Source organism: Micromonospora sp. KC213 (assembly GCF_004348325.1).
In the GTDB taxonomy this organism is placed as follows: Bacteria; Actinomycetota; Actinomycetes; order Mycobacteriales; family Micromonosporaceae; genus Micromonospora.
The window spans coordinates 17,141-39,402 of sequence record NZ_SMKF01000034.1; the positions used below are offsets into that span (position 1 = coordinate 17,141).

The 22,262-nt window shown below is 72.9% G+C and carries 20 protein-coding genes; 11 read left to right on the forward strand and 9 right to left on the reverse strand.

Features of this window, described 5'->3' with window-relative positions:
• Positions 1-44 precede the first annotated feature (44 nt).
• The gene (locus tag E1166_RS10380) at positions 45-710 is read left to right on the forward strand and encodes a DUF998 domain-containing protein (RefSeq protein ID WP_132337931.1); all 666 of its coding nucleotides are present in this window, start codon (positions 45-47) and stop codon (positions 708-710) included.
• On the opposite strand, the gene E1166_RS10385 is transcribed toward E1166_RS10380, so the two are convergent.
• A complete protein-coding gene (locus E1166_RS10385) occupies positions 683-2,086 on the reverse strand; it encodes an NAD(P)H-quinone dehydrogenase (protein WP_132337933.1) in 1,404 nt (467 codons plus the stop codon). The two genes, E1166_RS10380 and E1166_RS10385, sit on opposite strands and share 28 nt — an antisense overlap.
• Positions 2,087-2,192: 106 nt before the next feature.
• Between E1166_RS10385 and E1166_RS10390 the strand changes: the two genes are divergently transcribed.
• Positions 2,193-2,648, forward strand: coding sequence for a gamma-glutamylcyclotransferase (locus tag E1166_RS10390; protein ID WP_132264063.1), 456 nt, complete (start codon positions 2,193-2,195; stop codon positions 2,646-2,648).
• A 72-nt stretch (positions 2,649-2,720) separates the two neighbouring features.
• Here E1166_RS10390 and E1166_RS10395 read toward each other — a convergent pair whose 3' ends face one another.
• The 4 genes from E1166_RS10395 to E1166_RS10410 form a co-directional block, all read right to left on the reverse strand.
• Positions 2,721-3,683, reverse strand: coding sequence for a GNAT family N-acetyltransferase (locus E1166_RS10395; RefSeq protein ID WP_132337935.1), 963 nt, complete (start codon positions 3,681-3,683; stop codon positions 2,721-2,723).
• Between the two features lie 171 nt (positions 3,684-3,854).
• The gene (locus E1166_RS10400) at positions 3,855-4,607 is read right to left on the reverse strand and encodes a hypothetical protein (protein WP_132337937.1); all 753 of its coding nucleotides are present in this window, start codon (positions 4,605-4,607) and stop codon (positions 3,855-3,857) included.
• Between the two features lie 31 nt (positions 4,608-4,638).
• Positions 4,639-5,577, reverse strand: coding sequence for a hypothetical protein (locus E1166_RS10405; protein WP_132337939.1), 939 nt, complete (start codon positions 5,575-5,577; stop codon positions 4,639-4,641).
• A 2-nt stretch (positions 5,578-5,579) separates the two neighbouring features.
• Positions 5,580-6,212, reverse strand: coding sequence for an MBL fold metallo-hydrolase (locus tag E1166_RS10410; RefSeq protein ID WP_132337941.1), 633 nt, complete (start codon positions 6,210-6,212; stop codon positions 5,580-5,582).
• A gap of 123 nt (positions 6,213-6,335) precedes the next feature.
• On the opposite strand from E1166_RS10410, the gene E1166_RS10415 reads away from it, so the two are divergent.
• Positions 6,336-7,352, forward strand: a complete 1,017-nt coding sequence (locus E1166_RS10415) for a DUF4349 domain-containing protein (protein ID WP_132337943.1) — start codon at positions 6,336-6,338, stop codon at positions 7,350-7,352.
• On the opposite strand, the gene E1166_RS10420 is transcribed toward E1166_RS10415, so the two are convergent.
• Both E1166_RS10420 and E1166_RS10425 read right to left on the reverse strand, forming a co-directional pair.
• Positions 7,306-8,568 carry an amidohydrolase gene (locus tag E1166_RS10420; RefSeq protein WP_132337945.1) on the reverse strand — a complete coding sequence of 421 codons (1,263 nt, stop codon included), beginning with the start codon at positions 8,566-8,568 and terminating at the stop codon, positions 7,306-7,308. The genes E1166_RS10415 and E1166_RS10420 overlap by 47 nt on opposite strands.
• A gap of 527 nt (positions 8,569-9,095) precedes the next feature.
• The gene (locus E1166_RS10425) at positions 9,096-10,679 is read right to left on the reverse strand and encodes a methylmalonyl-CoA mutase family protein (protein WP_132264046.1); all 1,584 of its coding nucleotides are present in this window, start codon (positions 10,677-10,679) and stop codon (positions 9,096-9,098) included.
• A 193-nt stretch (positions 10,680-10,872) separates the two neighbouring features.
• Here E1166_RS10425 and E1166_RS10430 point away from each other — a divergent pair, with 193 nt between their 5' ends.
• The gene (locus tag E1166_RS10430; protein WP_132337947.1) at positions 10,873-13,014 is read left to right on the forward strand and encodes a serine/threonine-protein kinase; all 2,142 of its coding nucleotides are present in this window, start codon (positions 10,873-10,875) and stop codon (positions 13,012-13,014) included.
• A gap of 49 nt (positions 13,015-13,063) precedes the next feature.
• On the forward strand, positions 13,064-14,746 hold the full coding sequence (locus E1166_RS10435) for a phospho-sugar mutase (RefSeq protein ID WP_132337949.1): 1,683 nt from the start codon (positions 13,064-13,066) through the stop codon (positions 14,744-14,746).
• A 31-nt stretch (positions 14,747-14,777) separates the two neighbouring features.
• Here E1166_RS10435 and E1166_RS10440 read toward each other — a convergent pair whose 3' ends face one another.
• Together E1166_RS10440 and upp are read right to left on the reverse strand one after the other, a co-directional pair.
• Complete coding sequence (locus E1166_RS10440; RefSeq protein WP_132337951.1) at positions 14,778-15,455, reverse strand: GPP34 family phosphoprotein; 678 nt, start codon at positions 15,453-15,455, stop codon at positions 14,778-14,780.
• A 95-nt stretch (positions 15,456-15,550) separates the two neighbouring features.
• Complete coding sequence (upp, locus tag E1166_RS10445; RefSeq protein WP_132270371.1) at positions 15,551-16,183, reverse strand: uracil phosphoribosyltransferase; 633 nt, start codon at positions 16,181-16,183, stop codon at positions 15,551-15,553.
• A 136-nt stretch (positions 16,184-16,319) separates the two neighbouring features.
• On the opposite strand from upp, the gene deoC reads away from it, so the two are divergent.
• The 6 genes from deoC to E1166_RS10475 form a co-directional block, all read left to right on the forward strand.
• Complete coding sequence (gene deoC, locus E1166_RS10450; protein WP_132337953.1) at positions 16,320-17,309, forward strand: deoxyribose-phosphate aldolase; 990 nt, start codon at positions 16,320-16,322, stop codon at positions 17,307-17,309.
• Positions 17,310-17,314: 5 nt separating this feature from the next.
• Positions 17,315-18,772, forward strand: coding sequence for an aldehyde dehydrogenase family protein (locus E1166_RS10455; RefSeq protein WP_132337955.1), 1,458 nt, complete (start codon positions 17,315-17,317; stop codon positions 18,770-18,772).
• Positions 18,765-19,589 carry an aldehyde dehydrogenase family protein gene (locus tag E1166_RS10460; RefSeq protein ID WP_132337957.1) on the forward strand — a complete coding sequence of 275 codons (825 nt, stop codon included), beginning with the start codon at positions 18,765-18,767 and terminating at the stop codon, positions 19,587-19,589. Before E1166_RS10455 ends, E1166_RS10460 begins: the two co-directional genes overlap by 8 nt.
• A 48-nt stretch (positions 19,590-19,637) precedes the next feature.
• The gene (locus E1166_RS10465; RefSeq protein ID WP_132270381.1) at positions 19,638-20,069 is read left to right on the forward strand and encodes a BlaI/MecI/CopY family transcriptional regulator; all 432 of its coding nucleotides are present in this window, start codon (positions 19,638-19,640) and stop codon (positions 20,067-20,069) included.
• A 10-nt stretch (positions 20,070-20,079) separates the two neighbouring features.
• Complete coding sequence (locus E1166_RS10470; protein WP_132337959.1) at positions 20,080-20,985, forward strand: M56 family metallopeptidase; 906 nt, start codon at positions 20,080-20,082, stop codon at positions 20,983-20,985.
• A gap of 101 nt (positions 20,986-21,086) precedes the next feature.
• A partial coding sequence (locus E1166_RS10475) for a cytochrome ubiquinol oxidase subunit I (protein ID WP_132337961.1) occupies positions 21,087-22,262 on the forward strand: 1,176 nt, incomplete at its 3' end.

The window sequence follows — 22,262 nt, forward strand, 5'->3', positions numbered from 1 at the left end:
GTTCCCTGATCCGTCTCGGGTGCCGGTGGCGACAGGCTGGGGGCATGCGTGAGAATCGGGCCCACGGCCTGCTGGCCCTCGGCGGGATCGCCCTGGCGGCGCTCCTCGCCGTGATCGGTCACCTGAACGGCAACGACGACCTGAACCCGTGGTCGCTGACCGTCAGCGACTTCGCCGTCTCGGACCGGGGTGGGGTCGTCGACGCCGCCATGGCGGTGCTCGCCGCCGCCACGGCGGTGCTGCTCCCGGCCCTGTGGCGCACCGGCCCGGGACCGGCGCCCGGCAGGTCGGTAGCCGCTGGCCGCCGCCCGTCCGCCGCCACCGCCCTCCTGCTGACCTGGGCGGCCGGGCTGGTCATCGCCGCCGTCGCCCCCACCAACCAACCGGGTACGCCGATGGACGCCGCCGCCCACGTGCACCGGTACGCCTCGGTGCTCGCCTTCCTCGCCCTGCCGATCGCCGGCTGGCTGCTCGCCGGCCACCTGGGCGGACGCGCCGGGGGTTGGCTCCGCGTCCTGGCCCCGACCAGCCTGTTGCTGGCCGGGGCGATGGTCTGGGCCGCCTACCCCGGGGGCGGGGTGCTGGTCGGCCTGGCCGAGCGGCTGCTCATCCTCGCGGAGGTCGCGCTGCTCGCCGTGGTCGCGGCCACCCTGGCCCGCCGGCAGCCCGCCGGGGTGGCGGCTCACTCCAGTTCGTGCAGCATGAGCTGACGGGCCGCCTCGGTGATCGAACCCGACAGGCTCGGGTAGATGGTGATGGTCTGGGCCAGTTCGTTGACGGTGAGGTTGTTCTCCACCGCCATGGTAATGGGCAGGATCAGCTCGCTCGCCTTGGGCGCGACGACCACCCCGCCGATGACCTGGCCGCTGGCCGGCCGGCAGAACAGCTTCACGAAGCCGTCGGCCAGGTCGTCCATCTTCGCCCGGGCGTTGCCCGACAGCGGCAACATCACCTGGCGGCCCGGGATCTTGCCGGCGTCCATCTCGTCCTGGGAGACACCGACGGTGGCCAGCTCCGGGTCGGTGAACACGTTCGCCGCGACGGTACGCAGCCGCAGCGGGCGCACCGCCTCGCCGAGCGCGTGCCACATCGCGATCCGGCCCTGCATGGCGGCGACGCTGGCCAGCGGCAGCACCCCGGTGCAGTCACCGGCGGCGTAGATGCCGGGCACGTTGGTACGCGACACCCGGTCCACGGTGACGTAGCCGCCCCGGGCCAGCTCGACGCCGTACTCCGCCAGCCCGAGGTCGGCGGTGTTCGGAATGGAACCGACGGCGATCAGCGCGTGCGAGCCGTACACGGTGCGGCCGTCGGAGAGCTGGACCTCGACACCGTCGTCGGTCCGCCGGACGGCGTCCGCCCGCGAGTTGTTCAGGATGCTCATGCCCCGGCTGCGGAAGACCTGCTCGATGGCCATCGCCGCGTCGGCGTCCTCGTGCGGCATCACCCGGTCCCGGCTGGAGACCAGGGTGACCTGGACGCCCATGGCCAGGTAGGCGCTGGCGAACTCGGCGCCGGTGACGCCGGAGCCGACCACGATCAGGTGCTCGGGCAGCTCGGGCAGGTCGTACACCTGCCGCCAGGTGAGGATGCGCTCGCCGTCCGGGACGGCGGTGGGCAGCTGGCGCGGGGTGGCGCCGGTGGCGACCAGCACCGTCGAGGCGGCGATGGAGTACTCCCCGCCGCCGTCGGCCGGGTTGACGATCACCCGGTGGGTGTGGCCGAGGGTGTCCTCGCCCAGCCGGGCGGTCCCGGCGACGAAGGTGACCCCGGCCTTCACCAGCTTGGTGTGGATGTCGGCGGACTGGGCCAGGGCCAGCCGCTTCACCCGCTGGTGGACCGCGCGGGCGTCGACCGTCACCGCCTCCAGCCCGTCGGAGTGCACGCCGAACGCCTCGGTGTCCCGGTAGCCGGTGACCACCTCCGAGCTGGCGATGAAGGTCTTCGACGGCACACAGTCGGAGAGCACGCAGGCGCCGCCGGCCCCCTCGGCCTCCACCACGGTCACGTCCGCGTCCAGTTGCGCGGCGACCAGGGCCGCCTCGTAGCCGGCCGGGCCGCCGCCGATGATCACGATCCGGCTCACAACGCTCGCCCTTCGTCAGTGGTCACAGTGACTTTCTTCTCCCCAACGTGTCCGACACGCACCGTCGTATTCTCCCCCAACCGTCCGCCGGGCTATCGTCATCGCCGTGCGTCACTACGCCGCCTACGGCTCAAACCTGGATCCCGCCCGGATGCGTGCCTACTGTCCGCACTCGCCCATGGTGGGCACCGGCTGGCTGGAGGGCTGGCGGCTCACCTTCGCGGGCGAGGGCGTGATCGGCTGGGAGGGTTCCGTCAGCACCGTCGTGGAGTCCCCGGGTGACCGGGTCTTCGTGGCGCTGTACGACATCCACCCGTACGACGCCGCGCAGCTCGACGAGATCGAGGGTGTGACCGCCGGCACGTACCGCAAGCTGCACGTCCGCGTCTCGACCCTGGACGGGGACGTGACCGCGTGGATCTACGTCTTCGACGGGTACGAGGGTGGCCTGCCGACCTCGTGGTACCTGTCGGAGATCGCGAACGCGGCGGAGAAGGCGGGCGCGCCCGACGACTACGTCAGCGAGCTGCGGTCCCGCCCCACCGGCACCGCGTCGGCGTAGCGACTGTCGCACGCCTCCAGTCTGCTACCGGGGCCCACGGCGTCCGCCGCCGGCCCCGGCGGACGCCGCACGTCACACACCGGCGGCGGGGACGCTGCGCTCGTACATGTCGGTCCACCGCTGCTCCTGCAGCCCCACCGAGCGGTAGAGGGTCGCCGGCGAGGTCGGGTTGGTCAGGTCGACACCCAGCCCGGCGGAGGTGCGGCCCTTGGCCGCGTAGACCGTGAAGGCCCGCCACAGCAGCGCCGCGCCCACCCCGCGCCGCCGGTACGCGGGCAGCACCGACAGGGTGCGTACCCAGCCGGCGTCCTGGCCGAGATCCTGGTCGGAGGACTGGAGTGCGCCGGCCGGCACGCCGTCGACCTCGGCGAGGAACCACTCGTCCCAGACCTTGCCGTAGCTGGGCAGCGCCTCCCGCCACCGGTCGAAGTCCAGCGGCTCGTAGTCCGGGGTGTCCCGGAAGGCGGTGTCGTAGATCCGGTGGAACTCCCGCAGGTCCGCCTCGTCGTCGGCGCGCAGCGTCCGCACCGTCACCCCGGGCGGGAGTGGCGGCTCGGCGGGCAGGTCGGCGAGCGGGCGGGCCATCCGCACGTACCGTTTCACCCGGGTGAAGCCGGACTCGACCAGTTCTTCGGCCCAGCGGGCCTCGGGGGCGAACGCCGCCGCGCGGACGGTCAGCGCGGGCAGGCCACGCTCGGCGGCCCGTTCGGCGACCCGGTCGAGCACCCGGGCGAGCAGCGCCGCACGAACCGGGGCGGCCCGCTCGGGATCGACGTACACGTCGAGGAACTCCCGCCCGACGCCGGTCGGATTGTCGATCAACGTCCAGCCGACGATCCGCCCGTCGGGGTCACTGACCAGCCAGGAGTCGTGGGCCGGATCGAAGAAGGGGGCGGTGAGGAAGGACCGGACGTCCTCGGCGTCGAAGTCCGGGTAGCCGATGGCGAAGGTGTCCGCGGCGTGCACCACGGCGAGGATCGCCGAAACGTCGTCGAGGGTGGGGCGGCGGGCGGTCCAGCCGGCGGGGAGCGTCACGGCACGCATCCTGGCAGGCGGGCGAGCCGGGCGCCGCTCATTTATCGTCGGTCGAGGCAGCGTCGCCGCCCGGCCGCGACTCGCCGCGGCGTGCCGGCGTGCCGGCGTGCCGATTGTAGGCATTTGTCCTCGCGCGAGGCCCGCACCGGCCCTTACCGCCACCACGGCCGGTCATTGATCGGCGGCCCGCAGCCCGGCCCGGGTGGCGGCGAGCAGTTCCACCAACTCCGCGCCCTCCCCCGGTCGCAGCACCCGGAACGCCGCCGACACCAGCCGGTCGGTCATCGCCTCGGCCCAGAGCCGCCGCCGCACCAGCGGCCCCACCGGAGGGTACGGCGGAGACCAGCCGCAGGCGGTCGCGCCGGCCTCTCCCTCCGGCCCGGCCAGTACCGCCTCCAGCGGTGTCATCCCGCCGGCCCGCACGGCCAGCAGGTAGGCGCCGGTGAAGTGCTCGCGGAGCAGCAGCAGCCCGGCAGCCGCCCGCGCCCCGGCGGCGTTTTCCGGCACCGGCACCGGCATCGCCCGCCAGGCGGCGAAGAGCGGCATCCCGGTGGCGTCCGCGCCGGCGACGACCCGGTCCAGCAGCGTGGCCAGCCGGGGCGTGCCGGGCAGGTGGTCGAGGTGCTGGGCACCCCAGCGGCAGCATTCGGCGAGGTTGCCGGTGGCCACCTCGATCGGGCGGACCACCCGGGCGGCGGCGTCCCAACCGTCGGCGACGGCCTCCGGCGCGATGAACCCGATCGCGGCGGCGACCGTCTCGGCGCGGACGTCACCGAGCGCGCCGGCCCGGCCGGTGATGTAGAAGGCCCAGCCGGAGATGCCGAGCAGCCGGGCCCGACGCAGGGTGCCGGGGCAGCGGCTGAACGCCTCCCCCAGTTCGAGCACGGCCGGTTTGCTGGCGGTCGCCACCTGTTCTGGGGTCATCGACACCGTCCGTTGAACGCATCCATCGCGCTCAGTCTGCCTCGCCGTCGTCGTCGGCGGCATCCTCCTCTTCGGCGTCCAACGCCTCGATCGCCGCCTGCACCTCGCCGGTGCGGCGCCGGGCCGCGGTGAGCGTGCGTTCCGCGCCGCGCCGGGCCAGCTTCGACCGGCTCAGCTCCTGCTCGGCGACGGCCCGGCGGCGTTCCAGTTCGGCCAGTTCGGCCTCGATCCGGTCGAGGGCGGCGGCGTTGTCCCGCTCGGCCGCCGCAGCGCCGTCCAGCTCACGTTCCGCCCGCTGCTGCTCGGTGTGCGCCGACGCCAACTCCCGGTCCAGCGCCCGCCGCCGTCTGGCCCGCTCGGCCCGCTCGGCCCGCGCCGCCGCCCGCTGGTCGCGGGCACGCCGCGCGTCACCGGTGTCGGTCTCCTTCTCCGGTACGCCGGCCGCCTCCTCCCCGGTGGGAACGAGCCGCAGTTGAGGGCGGGGCACCTCGCCGAACCCGGCATAGTGCGCCGCCCGCAGCAGTTGTCCGGAGCGCACCTGCTCGGCCACTTCGGCGTCGGCGAGCGCGGCGTGCAGGGTGGACTCCACCTCGGCCAGCGGCAGCCGGGCCGCCGCAGGCGCACCCGGGGTCCGGGCCGCGATCCGGCGTACCTCGGTGACCAGGGCGGCGACCACGGCACGCCGCTGGGCGGACAGTTCCCGCAGTTTCGGCCCCTTCAGGTCACGCTGGGCGGTGCGCAGCGCCTCGGCGAGCTGGGTCAGATCGGCGACCAGCTCGGGGCGTTCCAGGGCGAGCAGGTTGACCAGCCAGGCCGCCACCGTGGGGCGTTTCAGTCGGGCGATCCGGCGGGCGCCGGCGGGGTCACCGGCTCGCCGGGCCTCGGCGACGGCGGCGTCGCGGGCGGCGACGAACTTGTCCGGCGGCGTACGGTACAGCCGCTGGACCACCTCGGACGGGAGCGCGGTCACGGTCAGGCGTCGATTCGGGTGCCGGGTTCGAGGCGGTGGTAGTCGGTCCGGGACAGCGCGGCGTACTGACGGTCGAGCACACCGAGGCCGTTGGCGTTGAGCAGCCCGTCGTGCAGGGCGTACGCGCGGCGCGGGGCGACCGCCCGGATGAAGTCGACCACCTCGGCGAACTTCGACCAGGGTGCGTGGATCGGGGCGAAGAGGGTGTCCACCTCGACGTCGGACGGGACGTGCAGCGCGTCGCCGGGGTGGTAGACCCGACCGTCGAGCAGGTAGCCGATGTTCTCCACGACCGGGATGTCGGGATGGATGACGGCGTGCCGGCCGCCGACGGCGCGTACCGGCACGCCGGCGGCGGTGAAGGTGTCGCCGGGGGCGACCGGGGTGAGCGCCTCGGCCGCGTCGCCGAGAACAGCGGCGAGCGACGCCGGACCGTGCACCGGTACGGCGTTCTTCTCCAGCCGACGGGTGAGCGCCTCGACGTCCACGTGGTCCGGGTGCTCGTGGGTGACGAGGACCGCGTCCGCCCCGTCCAGCGCCGCCGCCGCGTCGGCGAACACCCCGGGATCGACGACCAGCACCCCACCGTCGTGCTCGACCCGGAGGCAGGAGTGGGGGTACTTGGTGACCTGCATCGTGACTCCTCGGTCATCGAATCGTGACGTCCTCGTCGCAGTCTGCCGGAACCGCCGCGTGACCGCGCCGCGTCCCAGCTATCGCCCCGGGTCGGCCGGGGTCGGAAGGACGGAGCGGGGAGCATGGGACGAAGAGGACGGGCCGGCGCCGGATGGGCGCTGGCACTGGCGTTGTCGTTGTTGGTCGGCTGCAGTGCGTCGGATGACTCCGGCGGGACCGAGTCGGCGGCGGGGCGCCCGGCCGGCGACGCGGCCGCGGGTGGGGCCGCCGACGCGCCGGCCGGCCGGGCGGCGGTGGGTGCGGCCGGCGAGCCGGGGTCGGCCGGTGCCGGGGCCCCGGACCTGCGGGTCGACCAGCGGGCGATCGTCTACACCGGAACGCTGCGGGTGCAGGTGGACGACGTGGACGGTTCGGCCCGCAAGGGCGTCGACGCGGCGGCCCGTCGGGCGGTGGCCGCCGCGACCGCGGCCGGCGGATTCGTCGGCGGGGACCAGCGGCGCGGGGTGGACGCCGACGCGGAGGCGGAGCTGGAACTGCGGGTGCCGGCCGCGCGGTTCACCGGCTTCGTGGAGGAGCTGGCCGCCTACGGCCGGCAGCAGCACCGGGAGGTACGGACCCAGGACGTCACCGAGGAGACCGTCGACCTGGACGCCCGGATCGCCACCCAGCGGGCCCGGGTGGACAGCGCCCGCAGGTTGCTCTCCCGGGCCACCTCGATCGGCGATCTGGTGTCGTTGGAGAACGAGGTGGCCCGGCGGGAGGCTGACCTCGCCTCGCTGGAGGCGAGGAAGCGGCGGCTGGCGGACCTGACCGCGCTCTCCACCGTCACGGTCACCTTCGTCGGCGGGGAGGCCGCCACGCCGGACGAGCCGACCGGGACGGGTTTCCTGGTCGGGCTGCGTGCCGGCTGGCAAGCCTTCGTCGCCTCGATGGGCGTCCTGGCGACCGTGTTGGGGGCGCTGCTGCCCTGGCTGCTGGCGCTCGGCGTACCCGTGCTGCTGGTGCTGGCGGTGCGCCGCCGGTGGCGGCGGCGAGCGGCGACGACGGCCGGCGGCCCGCCCGCTTCCGGCGGGCCGCACTCGGCCGGCTCGGCTACTGACGCGTCGCCGCCAGTGCCTTCAGCGCGGTCTGCACCATGAGCCGTACCCCGGCGGGGATGGCCCGCTCGTCGACGTCGAACGACGCCCGGTGCAGGTCCACGTTGGGCCCGGAACGGCCGACGCCGAGGCGGGCCAGCGCGCCGGGGACATGCTCCAGGTACCAGGAGAAGTCCTCGCCGCCCATGCTCTGTGGCGTCTCGGCGATCCCTTCGGGGCCGAGCGCCGCTGCGGTGGCGGCGGTGAGGATCTGGATGGCCCGGCTGTCGTTGCTGACCGGCGGCCGGCCACGCAGGTACTCCAGGTCGACGGTGGCGCCGGTGGGCGCGACGACGTCCCGGACGACCTGAGCGACGATCTTCGGCGCCTGCTCCCAGGTGTCGCGGTCCATCACCCGCAGGGTGCCGGAGGCGTGCGCCTCGGACGGGATGACGTTGTACTGGGTGCCGGCCGAGGCGTGGCCGAAGACCAGCAGCAGCCCGCTGTTGGCCGGTACCCGGCGGCTGACCAGGGCCGGCACCTCGGTGACCAGGCGGCCGAGCGCGTCGACGAGGTCGACGGTCAGGTGCGGACGGGCGGTGTGGCCACCCGGGCCGGTGAGCCGGACGGTGACGTTGTCGGCGGCGGCGGTGATCGGGCCGACCCGCAAACCGACCTTGCCCACCGGCAGGTTCGGGTCGCAGTGGACCGCGAAGATCTGGACCACGTCCTCCAGGCCGCCGGCCTCGATCACCTCCAGCGAGCCGCAGGGCAGGATCTCCTCGGCCGGCTGGAAGATCAACCGGACCCGGCCGTCGAGCTGGCCGGCGTCGGCGAGCTGGGCCAGCAGCATGCCGACGCCGAGCATCACCGTGGTGTGTACGTCGTGACCGCAGGCGTGGCAGACCCCGTCGACCGTGGAGCGGTACGGCACGTCCTTGACGTCGGTCAGCGGCAGCGCGTCGATGTCGGCGCGGAGCGCGATGATCGGCCCGTCCGGGCGACCGTTGATGTCGCAGATGACGCCGTTGCCCTTGGGCAGCAGCCGCGGGTGCAGCCCGGCCAGGGTGAGTTCCCGGGCGATCAGCGCCGCCGTCTCGAACTCCGCACCGGAGAGTTCCGGGTGGGAGTGCAGGTGACGCCGGGTGGCGATGAGTCCGGGTACCCGCAGGGCGAGCAGATGATCCAGGTCGAAGGGCAGGGGCTGGGAACCGGACGGCGCCTCCGGCCAGGACGACGCCAGCGGGCCGCCGTTCGGCAGCGTCAACGCACTCGTCACGTCGAATTCTCGATCACTAGGAATGGATGGATCATCGGGAAGGACAGCAGACAGCCTAGACCTCCGACGGTGACGCTGCGCAACCTCGTTACGGTAGCGATCGGAGCGCACAGCGTCACGTAAGCCCTGGTGGGAGGGCTCGAATATCTGCGGGACAGCAGGTAGATCGCGGTCGAACGCCGTCATCTGCCCCCCACCTCCTACAACGCGTAACCGGTTATTGGCGGTCGCGAAATCGGCTCCGAATTCACGACCGTAACCGAATTGTCGCATTAGTCGCCCGAATCAACCGCTGCTCCGACAATTAGCCGACGACCCAGGGCAGCCGGGCGACTCCCGACGGTGACACGCGCGTCCCGTGCCCGGCCGGACACGCTGTCCGTCCGGTTCACCCGTTCGGGTTACCCGCCCGAGTCGGCGGCCACACGCCCCCACCCACCGGTCCGCGTCCGCCGGCAGCGAGGCCGCCGGACCCGGACCGGCCAGGGGGTGGGGCCGGCCGACCCGTCACGGACGGTAACCCCAGGTCAGAAGCGGTCGCTCGGACGGTACGTCCCCCAGACCTGCCGCAGCGTCCCGCAGACCTCCCCCACGGTTGCCTTCGCCCGCAGCGCATCCTTCATCGGGTAGAGCACGTTCGCGGTGCCCTCGGCGGCGGCGCGCAGCTCGGCCAGGGCCCGCTCGACGGCACCGGTGTCCCGCTCGGCGCGCAGCGTGGCCAACCGCTCGGCCTGGGTCGTCTCGATCGCCGGATCCACCCGCAGCGGCTCGTACGGCTCGTCGTCCTCGACGGTGAACCGATTGAGCCCCACCACCACCCGCTCACCCGAGTCGATCTCCTGGGCGATCCGGTACGCGGACTGTTCGATCTCCCGCTTCTGGAAGCCGGCCTCGATGGCGTCCACCGCCGAGCCGTGGTCGAAGACCCGCCCCATCAGCTCGGTGGCGGCGGCCTCGATCTCCGCGGTCATCGCCTCCACCACGTACGACCCGGCGAACGGGTCGACGGTGGCGGTCAGATCCGTCTCGTACGCGAGCACCTGCTGGGTACGCAGCGCCAGCCGGGCCGCCTTCTCGGTGGGCAGCGCGATCGCCTCGTCGAAGCTGTTGGTGTGCAGCGACTGGGTGCCCCCGAGCACCGCGCCGAGTCCCTGGATCGCCACCCGGACCAGGTTGACCTCGGGCTGCTGCGCGGTCAGCTGCACGCCGGCGGTCTGGGTGTGGAACCGCAACATCATTGACTTCGGGTTCCGCGCGCCGAAGTCGTCGCGCATCAGCCGGGCCCAGATGCGCCGGGCGGCGCGGAACTTGGCGACCTCCTCCAGCAGCGTGGTCCGGGCGACGAAGAAGAACGACAGCCGGGGCGCGAAGTCGTCCACCGCCAGGCCGGCGGCGAGCGCGGCCCGGACGTACTCCATGCCGTTGGCCAGGGTGAACGCGATCTCCTGCGCGGGTGACGCGCCGGCCTCGGCCATGTGGTAGCCGGAGATGGAGATGGTGTTCCACTTCGGCACCTCCGTGCGGCAGTAGCCGAACGTGTCGGCGACCAGCCGCAGTGAGGGCTTCGGCGGGAAGATGTACGTCCCCCGGGCGATGTACTCCTTGAGGATGTCGTTCTGGATGGTGCCGTTGAGCGCCGAACCGGGCACCCCGGACTCCTCCGCGACGAGCTGGTAGAGCAGCAGCAGCACCGAGCCGGGCGCGTTGATCGTCATCGAGGTGGAGACCTTGTCCAGCGGGATGCCGCCGAAGAGCAGCCGCATGTCCTCGATCGAGTCGATGGCCACGCCGACCTTGCCGACCTCGCCGTGCGCGATCGGGTCGTCGGAGTCGTAGCCCATCTGGGTGGGTAGGTCGAAGGCGACGGAAAGACCCATCGTGCCGGCCCGCAGCAGCTGGTGGTACCGCGCGTTGGACTCGGTGGCGGTACCGAAGCCGGCGTACTGCCGCATCGTCCACGGACGGGAGGTGTACATGGTCGGATAGACGCCGCGGGTGTACGGGTACTCGCCCGGCCCACCCAGCCGGGTCTCCAGGTCCGCCGGAAGGTCGGCCGCCGTGTAGACGCCCTTGATGGGGAAGCCGGACTCGCTCGACCGGGGTTCGTTCATTACCGGATGGTAGGACGGCGGGCCGAATCGGTGGGTGAGGGATACCGCACACCCCGGTGGACGCTTGGTGAGCTGCCGCGCACGTACCGTCCGGTAGGCAAACGACCGCCGCGTCGGGTTTCGCATCGGGCGTCGGAACCAGCAAGATAGAGAGGTTGTGTCCCAGCCCCCTCGACTTCCCGGTGGCTTTTCTGTGACTCAGATCCCGACCTGGAGCGGCGGACCAGTGAGTCCCCCCGACGGCCGCGCGGCACCCGGCACCACCATCGGTGACCGTTACTCGCTGCGTTCGGCGGTGGGTAACGGCGGCATGGGCACGGTGTGGCGTGCCACAGACACGTTGTTGCGGCGGGACGTCGCGGTCAAGGAGGTGATCCTCCCGCCGGGGCTGGCCCCCAGCGACCGCGACGCGATGTACGAGCGGACCCTGCGCGAGGCGCGGGCCGCCGCGGCCATTCAACACCCGGCCGTGGTCCAGGTGTACGACGTGGTCACCGAGGGCGGCCGGCCGTGGATCGTGATGGAGCTGCTGGACGCGCGCAGCCTCGCCGACATGGTGATCGAGGACGGGCCGGTGGCGCCCCGGGCGGTCGCCAAGATCGGCATCGCGCTGCTCGGCGCGCTGGAGGTGGCGCACGCCAACGGTGTGCTGCATCGCGACGTCAAGCCGGCCAACGTGCTGATCTGCACCGACGGCCGCTGCGTGCTGACCGACTTCGGGGTGGCCCGGATGCCCACCGACGTCCAGCTCACCACCCCCGGCATGGTGCTCGGCTCACCGCACTTCATCTCCCCGGAACGGGCCATGGGGCAGGATTTCGGCCCGCCCAGTGACCTGTTCTCGCTCGGCGTGACGCTGTACACGGCGGTCGAGGGCCGACCGCCGTTCGACAAGGGCGACCCGATCGAGACGATGCACGCCGTGGTCGAGGACCCACCGGCCACGCCGCAGCGCAGTGGGCCGCTGACCCGGGTGCTGATGGGCCTGCTGGAGAAGGACCCGGGCCGCCGGCTGGACGTGCACACCGCCCGTGCCATGCTCCGCGAGCTGCTGGCCGGGCCGCTGACCAGCACGGCGACGGCGGTAAACTCGGTCACCGACCCGTATGCGGTGGTGCCGGTGCAGCGCCCCTCGAAACCGCCCGCGCTGATCGAGCCGAAGTCGGAGCCGAAGCCCAGCGGGCAGATCGGCGGCCGGGCGATGCTCGCCCCGGGCGAGTCGCTGACCGACCGGCTGGCCGCGCTGCGGCGGGGCGAGAAGCCGAAGCCGGCGGTGGCCACCCCGTCGGCCGGGCTCGACGACACCAGCGCCGACGCGCTGGCCAACCCGTTGGACACGCCGACCGGGGCGATGCCCGCGCCGACCGGCCCGAAGGGCGGCACGTACGGCAGGGCGGCGGACGCCACCCAACGGATCAGCCCGGACGCCACCCAGCGGATCGGCGCCCGGCACCCGGACGCCACCCAGCGGATCGGCGGCGGCCACCCGGACGCCACCCAACGGATCGGCGGCGGCCACCCGGACGCCACCCAACGGATCGGCGGCGGCAGCGCCGACACCACCCAGCGGGTGTACGCGAGCAGCGGCTCGCCCGACGCCACCCAGCCGGTGTACGGCGGTGGCCAGTGGTCGGTGCCCGGCACCGGCCAGCCGTGGACCACGCCGCCGGCCACCCCCGCCGCCAGCGCAGGTGGAGCCGTGGACCGGGCGAAGGCGGCCGGCGGGCGGCTGGTCACCACGGTCCGGGGCTGGTCCCGCCGGACGCAGCTCGCGGCGGCCGGTGGCCTGGCCGTGGTGCTGCTGCTCGGCGTACTGGCGCTGTCCGGCGGGGACGACCCGGCACCGCCCACCGCGCAGAAACCCCAGGCGGGCGGGCCGGCCGCCGCCTCGCTGCCCGAGATGCAGGAGCACTCGGCGCGCGGTGTCCGGGTGCTGGTCCCCAAGGGCTGGCAGAAGGCCACCGGTGGGGTGTACGTCGACTACGTCGACCCGGCGGACGAGAGCCGCAAGGTTCGCATCCTGGTCGAGAGGGGCGGCAGCTCCTCGATGCGCTGGGCCGAGGTGGCCGAGGACAATCTCCAGAAGTTCAAGTCCTGCGCCAGGCCCTACAACCGGATCGACATGACCGCGCAGCAGTTGGCCGGCAAGGATGCGGCCGAACTGGAGTACACCTGCGGTGGCGGTGACACGAAGCGGCACGGCGTGTGGCGTGGGGTGGTCCACGACGGCAAGATCTACTCGTTCTACCTCACCGCCACCGAGGCGAAGTTCGGCGAGAGCAAGCCGATCTTCGACGAGATGGTGCGGTCGTTCCAGCTCACAGCGGCCGGCTGAGCCGAGGCCGCCGGGACGTGGTGATCCGCCGCCGTGCTATCAAGGGGCAATGGCGGCGGAGACCACTGACCTTGACGACCTTCGTGACCAGGCGCGGCGCTGGCTGGACGACGACCCCGACCCGGCCAGCCGGGACGAACTCCGGGCCGTGCTCGACGGCTTGCCAGGCACCGCACCGGAACTGGCCGACCGGTTCGCCGGGCCGCTGACCTTCGGCACCGCCGGGCTGCGTGGCCCGCTGCGGGCCGGCCCCAACGGCATGAACCTCGCGGTGGTCACCGGGGCCGCGGCCGGGCTGGTGGCCTGGCTCGCCGCTCAGGGCGGCGAGGGTCCGCTGGTGATCGGGTACGACGCCCGGCACGGTTCCCGGGCGTTCGCCGAGCGCACCGCGCGGGTGGCCACCGGGGCGGGCCGCCCGGCGCTGCTGCTGCCCCGCCCGCTGCCCACCCCGGTGCTGGCGTACGCGGTGCGGCACCTCGGCGCGGTCGCCGGGGTGATGGTGACCGCCAGCCACAACCCGCCGCAGGACAACGGCTACAAGGTCTACCTGGGTGCCCGGCTCGGCGGGGAACTCGGGGCGGGGGCGCAGATCGTGCCGCCGGCCGACGCCGGGATCGAGGCGGCCATCCGGGCGGTCGGCCCGCTGGCGCAGGTGCCGCTCGGCCCGGCCGGTCAGGTGCTCGGCGACGACCTGGTGGCGTCGTACGTGGACCGGGCCGCCGCCGTGGTGACGCCGGACGGATCGCGTGACCTGAAGGTGGCCTACACCCCGCTGCACGGGGTCGGCGCGGCGGTGCTGACGGCCGCCTTCGCCCGGGCCGGTTTCCCGGTGCCCGGGGTGGTGCCCGACCAGGCCGAGCCGGACCCGGCCTTTCCGACCGTCGGCTTCCCCAACCCGGAGGAGCCGGGGGCGGTGGACCGTCTCGTCGCGCTCGCCGACGCGACCGGCGCGGACCTCGCGATCGCCAACGACCCGGACGCGGACCGCTGCGCGGTGGTGGTGCGCGACGGTTCCGGGAGCGAGGACGGGCAGGGCTGGCGGATGCTGCGCGGGGACGAGGTCGGCGCGCTGCTCGCCGACCACCTGATGCGGCGCGGCGTGACCGGGCTGTATGCCACCACCATCGTGTCGTCGTCTCTGCTGCGGGCGATGTGCGCGGCCCGGGGCCTGCCGTACGACGAGACGCTGACCGGGTTCAAGTGGATCGTCCGGGCCGGTGCGGGGGCGCACCCGCTGGTCTTCGGGTACGAGGAGGCGCTGGGCTACTGCGTCGCGCCGGGGCACGTCCGCGACAAGGACGGCATCACCGCCGCGCTGACCGTCGCCGAGTTGGCCGCCGAACTGAAGGCGCGGGGCCGCACCCTCGTCGACCGGCTCGACGAGTTGGCCGCCGAGTTCGGCGTGCACCACACCGACCAGCTCTCGGTCCGGGTGGACGACCTGCGGCTGATCGCCGACGCGATGGCCCGGATCCGGGCGGCCACCCCGACGACGCTGCTCGGACAGCCGGTCACCGAGGCGCGGGATCTGCTGCCCGGCGCGGACGTGGTGATCCTGCGGACCGCCGCAGCGCGGGTGGTGGTCCGTCCCTCAGGCACGGAGCCGAAGCTCAAGGCGTACCTGGAGGTGGTGGAGCCGGTCGCGGACGGCGACGTGGCCGCCGCCCGGGACCGGGCCCGGGCGGCCGTCGCGGCACTGCGCGCGGAGGTCGCCGCCGCCCTCGGTGTGTAGCCGATCAGAGGCGGACCGGCGCAGGCGGGAGTCAGCGGGGCGGGCCGAGCGCGGCGTCGACGGCCTGCCCCAGCGCGGTGATCACCAAGGCCACCGAGGGACGGACCAACGAGTCGTCCAGGCTGACCGTGCCGGTGAAGCCGGCACCGCCGCCGATCTCCTCCAGCCGGCGGTGGGCGTCCACGGCGGCCTGCCCGGTCAGGCCGAGGGCCGGTTCCATCCGGAGTACCGCGACCAACGTGGCCAGCGCGGCCGTCCGCTCGTCGGGGAGTTCGCCACCGGCGAGTGCCGCCGCGAGCCGGAGTCGGCTGTCCTCCTCGACGGAGGGGTCCGCCAGCGGATAGCGGTGCACCACGATGAAACCCAGCTCGGTCTCCTCGACGTGGCGCACCACACCCCGGTCGACGAGGTCGTCGAGGATCCGGTCACGCAGGCCGTGCCGGAGCCGCTGCACCCAGGACGAGGGAGTGTGTGGCGTGTCCGCCGCGATCCGGCCGAGCACGCCGTCCAGGATCGGCTCACCGACCGGCGTCGGGTCCGTCGCCACCAGCGATCCGTCGGCGTACGCGATCCGCCCGGCCAGGGCCAGCTCGACCAGGACGGCTGCGGCCATTCCCAGGTCGAGGCCGATCCGGGGCATGGTCGCCTTGCCCGTTTCGTCGTCGTACGCCAGCAGCAACAGCTCTTCGGCGAGCGCAACACCAGTCATGCCCCGGAACGCTAACGGTTGCCCGCACCTCCCGGGCCCCAACGCGCCCGCCCGCCGCGGCCACCCGGCGTGCTCACCGCGGCGGCGCGGTGGGATCAGAAGCGGGGCATGCCGCCGAACTGGCGGTCACCGGCGTCGCCGAGGCCGGGCACGATGAACTTGTTGTCGTTCAGGCCCTCGTCGATGGCGGCGGTGACCAGGCGCAGCGGCAGGCCGGAGCGCTCCAGCCGCTCGATGCCGGCCGGCGCGGCCAGCACGCAGAGCACGGTGATGTCGGTGCAGCCCCGGTCGGCGAGCAGTTGACAGCAGTGCTCCAGTGAGCCGCCGGTGGCCAGCATCGGGTCGAGCACCAGCACCGGCAGGCCGGCCAGTTCCCGGGGCAGCGACTCCATGTACGCGCGCGGCTCGAAGGTCTGTTCGTCGCGAGCCAGGCCGACGAAGCCCATGGAGCTCTCCGGCAGCAGGCCGAGGGCGGCGTCGGCCATGCCCAGACCGGCCCGCAGCACCGGCACCAGCAGCGGCGGGTTGGCCAGCCGGGTGCCCTCGGTGTCGGTGACCGGCGTCCGCACCGGGAACTTCTCGACGGGGAAGGAACGCGCCGCCTCGTACACCAGCATGGTGGTGAGTTCGTGCAACGCGGCCCGGAACGACGAGGAGTCGGTCCGGGCGTCCCGCATGGCGGTCAGCCGCGACTGGGCGAGCGGGTGGTCAATGACATGTACGTCCACGATCGCTCAACCTACCGCTCGGGGGTGCCGACCACCTTCGGTGCGGCCCGACCAGCGACGCCGCTCACGTGTGGCGCTTCTGACCAGGCCAGCGTGACCAAGATCACCGGATGGTCCGGTGCGTAGTATTCGGAGCATGACGGCGACAGCGACGTCGGCCCGGTCGGACCTGTCCGAGCTGGGGCGATCCGAGATCGCGCTACGGACCTTCCTGCACGGCCTGCCGGGCGTGGACCAGGTCGGCGCGGAGCAGCGGGCGGCACAGCTCGGCACCCGATCCATCAAGACAACCGCCAAGGCGCAGGCCATCGACCTGGCGATCCGGATGGTCGACCTGACCACCCTGGAGGGGGCCGACACCCCCGGCAAGGTCCGGGCGCTGGCCGCCAAGGCGCTGCGTCCGGACCCGGCCGACCCGTCCTGCCCACACGTCGGCGCGGTCTGCGTCTATCCCGCGATGGTCCCGTACGTGGCCGAGGTGCTGCGCGGGTCCGGCGTGCACCTGGCCAGCGTGGCGACCGCCTTCCCGTCCGGCCAGGCCCCGCTGGAGATCAAGCTCGCCGACACCCGGGCGGCCGTCGAGGCCGGCGCCGACGAGATCGACATGGTGATCAACCGGGGCGCCTTCCTGACCGGGCGCTACGGCGAGGTCTACGACGAGATCGTGGCCACCAAGGAGGCATGCCGCGGTACTGATGCCGGTCGCCAGGGGCGACCGCGAGCCCACCTCAAGGTGATCCTGGAGACCGGCGAGTTGGCCACGTACGACAACGTGCGTCGCGCCTCCTGGCTGGCGATGCTGGCCGGCGCCGATTTCATCAAGACCTCCACCGGCAAGGTCCCGGTCGCGGCGACCCTTCCGGTGACCCTGGTGATGCTGGAGGCGGTCCGTGACTTCCGCGCCGCCACCGGGCGGCAGGTCGGCGTGAAGCCGGCCGGCGGCATCAAGACCACCAAGGACGCGATCAAGTACCTGGTCATGGTCAACGAGACCGTCGGCGTGGACTGGTTGGACCCGGACTGGTTCCGGTTCGGTGCGTCCAGCCTGCTCAACGACCTGCTCATGCAGCGCACCAAGCTGACGACCGGCGTCTACCCCGGTCCCGACTACTTCACCCTGGACTGAGCCCGATGTTCGAATACGCCCCCGCCCCCGAGTCCCGCTCGGTGGTGGACATCAAGCCGACGTACGGGTTGTTCATCGACGGCCGGTTTGTCGACCCGAGCGACGGCGGCAGCCTCAAGTCGATCAACCCGGCCAGCGAGGAGGTGCTGGCCGAGGTCGCCGAGGGCGGCCCCGCTGACGTGGACCACGCGGTACGCGCCGCCCGGACGGCGTACGAGCAGGTCTGGGGCCCGATGCCGGGCCGGGACCGGGCCAAGTACCTGTTCCGGATCGCCCGGATCATCCAGGAGCGTTCCCGCGAGCTGGCTGTGCTGGAGTCGCTGGACAACGGCAAGCCGATCAAGGAAGCCCGCGACGTCGACCTGCCGCTGGTCGCCGCGCACTTCTTCTACTATGCCGGCTGGGCCGACAAGCTGGCCTACGCCGGGTTCGGCCGGCCGCCGACGAGCCAGCACAGCGGGCCGGATCCGCAGCCTCTCGGCGTGGCCGCGCAGGTCATCCCCTGGAACTTCCCGCTGCTCATGCTGGCCTGGAAGATCGCCCCCGCCCTCGCCGCCGGCAACACGGTGGTGCTCAAGCCGGCCGAGACCACCCCGCTGACCGCGCTGCTCTTCGCCGAGATCTGCCAGCAGGCCGACCTGCCCGCCGGCGTGGTCAACATCGTCACCGGCGCCGGCGAGACCGGTCGGGCGCTGGTCGAGCACCCGGGCGTGGACAAGGTCGCCTTCACCGGCTCCACCGAGGTCGGCCGGGCCATCGCCCGGGCCGTCGCCGGCACCCGCAAGAAGCTCACCCTGGAACTGGGCGGCAAGGCCGCCAACATCGTCTTCGACGACGCCCCCGTCGACCAGGCCGTCGAGGGCATCGTGAACGGCATTTTCTTTAACCAGGGGCACGTCTGCTGCGCCGGCTCCCGGCTGCTGGTCCAGGAGTCGGTCGCCGATCAGGTGCTGGAGTCACTCAAGCGCCGAATGGCCCGGTTGCGGGTCGGTGATCCGCTGGACAAGAACACCGACATCGGTGCGATCAACTCGGCCGCCCAGCTCGCCCGGATCCGGGAACTCTCCGACGCCGGCTCCGCCGAGGGCGCGCAGCGCTGGTCGCCGCCGTGCGAGCTGCCCGAACGGGGCTTCTGGTTCGCACCCACCATCTTCACCGGGGTCACCCAGGCGCACCGGATCGCCCGGGAGGAGATCTTCGGCCCGGTGCTGTCCGTGTTGACCTTCCGCACCCCGGCCGAGGCCGTCGAGAAGGCCAACAACACGCCGTACGGGCTGTCGGCCGGGATCTGGACCGACAAGGGATCCCGGATCCTGTGGACGGCCGACCGGCTGCGCGCCGGTGTGGTCTGGGCCAACACGTTCAACAAGTTCGACCCCACCTCTCCCTTCGGTGGCTACAAGGAGTCGGGCTACGGTCGCGAGGGCGGCCGGCACGGGCTGGAGGCGTACCTGAATGTCTGAGCGGGTCGCGGTACGCAAGACGTACAAGCTCTTCATCGGCGGGAAGTTCCCGCGCAGCGAGTCGGGACGGTCGTATCTCGTGCAGGACTCGAACGTGTCGCTGGCTTCCCGCAAGGACGCGCGGGACGCCGTCGTCGCCGCCCGCGCCGCGGTGCAGGGGTGGGCCGGGGCGACCGCGTACAACCGGGGTCAGATCCTCTACCGGGTCGCCGAGATGCTGGAGGGCCGCCGCGAACAGTTCGTCGCGCTCGGCGTGCCCGCCGACGAGGTGGACGCCGCGACCGACCGCTGGGTCTGGTACGCCGGCTGGTCCGACAAGCTCCCGCAGGTGTACGGCGGCGCGAACCCGGTCGCCGGGCCGTACTTCAACCTGTCCACGCCGGAGCCCACCGGCGTGGTGGCCGTGGTGGCCCCGGAGGCCCCGGCGCTACTCGGCCTGGTCAGCGTGATCGCGCCGGCGATGGTCACCGGCAACACGGTGGTGGTGGCGGCCTCGCCGTCCGCGCCCCTGGCGGCGGTGACCCTGGCCGAGGTGCTGGCCACCTCGGATCTACCTGGCGGGGTGGTGAACATCCTGACCGGTCACCTGACGGAGACCGTGCCGACGCTGGCGAGCCACCTGGACGTCAACGCGATCGACCTGACCGGCGTCACCGACGCTGACCTGGCGGCCGAGCTGGAGGTCGGTGCGGCGCAGAACCTCAAGCGGGTGCTCCGGCCGGCCCCGGCGGACCACGACTGGTTCGCCGACCCCGGCATCACCCGGATGACCACCCTCCTGGAGACGAAAACCGTCTGGCATCCCAAGGGGGTGTGAGCGGGTGCAACCCTGGGGGGATCTACTACGGGGGGTAGGATTGGGGACGTGACTCGGTTGGGCGATCTTGAGCGTGCGGTGATGGACGTGCTGTGGGACTCGGTGCCCGCCGCGTCGGGCGGGGTGACCGTGCGCGAGGTGGCCGATGCCCTGGACGGACGCGAGCTGGCGTACACCACGGTGATGACCGTGCTGGACCGGCTCGCCGGCAAGGGCATGGTGCAGCGCGAACGGGAGGGGCGGGCCTGGCGCTACCGGGCTGCGGCCAGCCGCGAGGCGCACATCGCGCAGCTCATGCTCGACGCCCTCGACCTCGGCGGCAGCCGCGACGCGGCGCTGGTCCGGTTCGCCCGCTCGGTCACCGGCACCGAGGCCGACGTGCTCCGCGCGGCGCTCGGGGCGCAGGCCGGGCGCACCGACCGGGTCGACGACCCGCGCGCCGGGCGGGCGAGGCGCGCCGACGAGGCGACGGACCGGTAGGGCGGCACCCGTGGCCTTCGCCGTGCACTTCGCCGCGTCGATGCTGGCCTGCTGGTTGACCGCGCAGGTGCTCGCCGCCTCCCGATGGACGTGGCGCGCGCCCCGGGTGGCCATCGTCTGCTGGCAGGCCGTCGGGCTGGCACTGGGCCTGTCCGCGATCGGGCTGCCGATGGCGTCGGGTCTGGCCGCGTACGACCGACCGACCGGCAGCGCCCTGCTCGCCCTCGCCTCCGACCTGGGTCACGGCACCCTCCCGGCCGGGATGGGTGCCGCGCAGCTCGGGCTGGTGGCCATCGGGTTCGGCATCGGCGGCGTCCTGCTCGCCACGACCGTACGCAGTGTCCACGCCACGGTCCGCGCCCAGCGCCGGCACCGGGACCTGCTCACTCTGGTCGCTCGCCGGGATCCGACCGTGCCGGGCGCGCTGGTACTGGACCATCCGAGCGCCGCGGCGTACTGCCTGCCCGGGGTGCGGCCCCGGGTGGTGGTCAGCGCCGGCACGCTCGATTTGCTGGACCGGGCCGAGTTGGCGGCGGTGCTCACCCACGAGCGGGCGCACGCGCAGGAGCGGCACGATCTGGTACTGCTGCCGTTCACCGCGCTGTGCCGGGCGCTGCCCTGGTTCCGCTGGGTCCGCGACGCGCACGAGCGGGTCGCCCTGCTGGTCGAGATGCGGGCCGACGACAAGGCCCGCGAACTGCACGCCGAGGCGTCCCTCGCCGGCGCGCTGCGCCGCTTCGCGGCCTGCCGGGACCGGATCACCCCGGTCGGGGCGCTCGGGGTGGGCGACCGCGACCTGGACGTGCGGGTGCAACGGTTGATGCTGGCCGACCGTCCGCCCCGGGTGCTCGGGGCCACCGCGCTGGCCGTGGCGGCCACCCTGGTCGCCCTGCCGGTCTCCCTCTTCCTGAACTGAGCCGGCCGCCGAGCCACCCTTAGGGATCTTCACGGAGGTATAAGTAGAGAGCCTACGTGTAGGTTTTCTACGACAAGTGAGCCAACTCCCGGAGAGCGGTCATGGACACCCTGCTCCTCGCACGCCTGCAGTTCGCCACCACCACCTCGATCCACTTCCTGTTCGTCGTGGTCACCCTGGGCCTGGTCACCCTGCTGGTCGGGATGCAGACCGCCGGGTACCTCACCGGCAACCCGGCGTGGGAGCGGCTGACCCGGTTCTGGGGTCAGCTCTACGTGATCAACTATGTGCTCGGCATCGCCACCGGCATCGTGATGGAGTTCCAGTTCGGGCTGAACTGGAGCGGCCTGTCGCGCTACGTCGGCAACGTCTTCGGCGCACCCCTGGCCATCGAGACGCTGGTCGCGTTCTTCCTGGAGTCCACGTTCCTCGGCATGTGGATCTTCGGCTGGCACCGGCTACGCCGCGGCGTCCACCTCGCGCTGCTCTGGGGCGTCGCGCTCACCGCGTACGCCTCCGCCTTCTGGATCATGGTGGCCAACGCCTGGTTGCAGAACCCGGTCGGCTACCAGGTGCGCGACGGAATCGCCCACCTCACCGACTTCGGCGCGCTGCTCACCAACCCCACCTTCGGGACAGCCTTCGGGCACGTGGTCGCCGCCGCGCTGCTCACCGGCGGCCTGCTGATGGCCGCGATCAGCGCCGGTCACCTGCTGCGCCGCACCCCCGACCTCGCACTGTTCCGCACCTCGCTGCGGATCGGGCTGGTCACCGCCGCGGTGGCGGTGACCCTGGTGCAGGGCTTCGGCTTCGCCCAGTTCGGCCCGGTCCAACAGGTCCAGCCCACCAAGTTCGGCGGCGGCCCGACCGCCGACACGCTGGTCGCCGAGTGGACCGCCCGGTTCGGCCCCGGCGACTACACCCCGCCGGTGCTGTCCAGCGTCGGGCTCGGCTTCATGATCCTGATCGGCTTGCTCCTCGGCGGCGTCTGGCTCCTGCTGCCGCTGCTCTGGCGGGACTGGATCATCCGGCTGCGCTTCCCGCTCTGGCTACTCCGAATCGCCCTGCCGCTCCCCTTCATCGCGGCGATCCTCGGTTGGATCGCCCGCGAGGTGGGCCGCCAGCCCTGGGTGGCGTACGGGTTGCTCCCCACCGAACGGGCCGTCTCGACCGTCGCCCCCGGGCTCATGCTCACCTCGCTGATCGGCTTCACCCTGCTGCTCGGCGCCCTGTCGGTCACCAACTGGGTGCTGTTCGCCCGGCACGCCGCCCGGGGC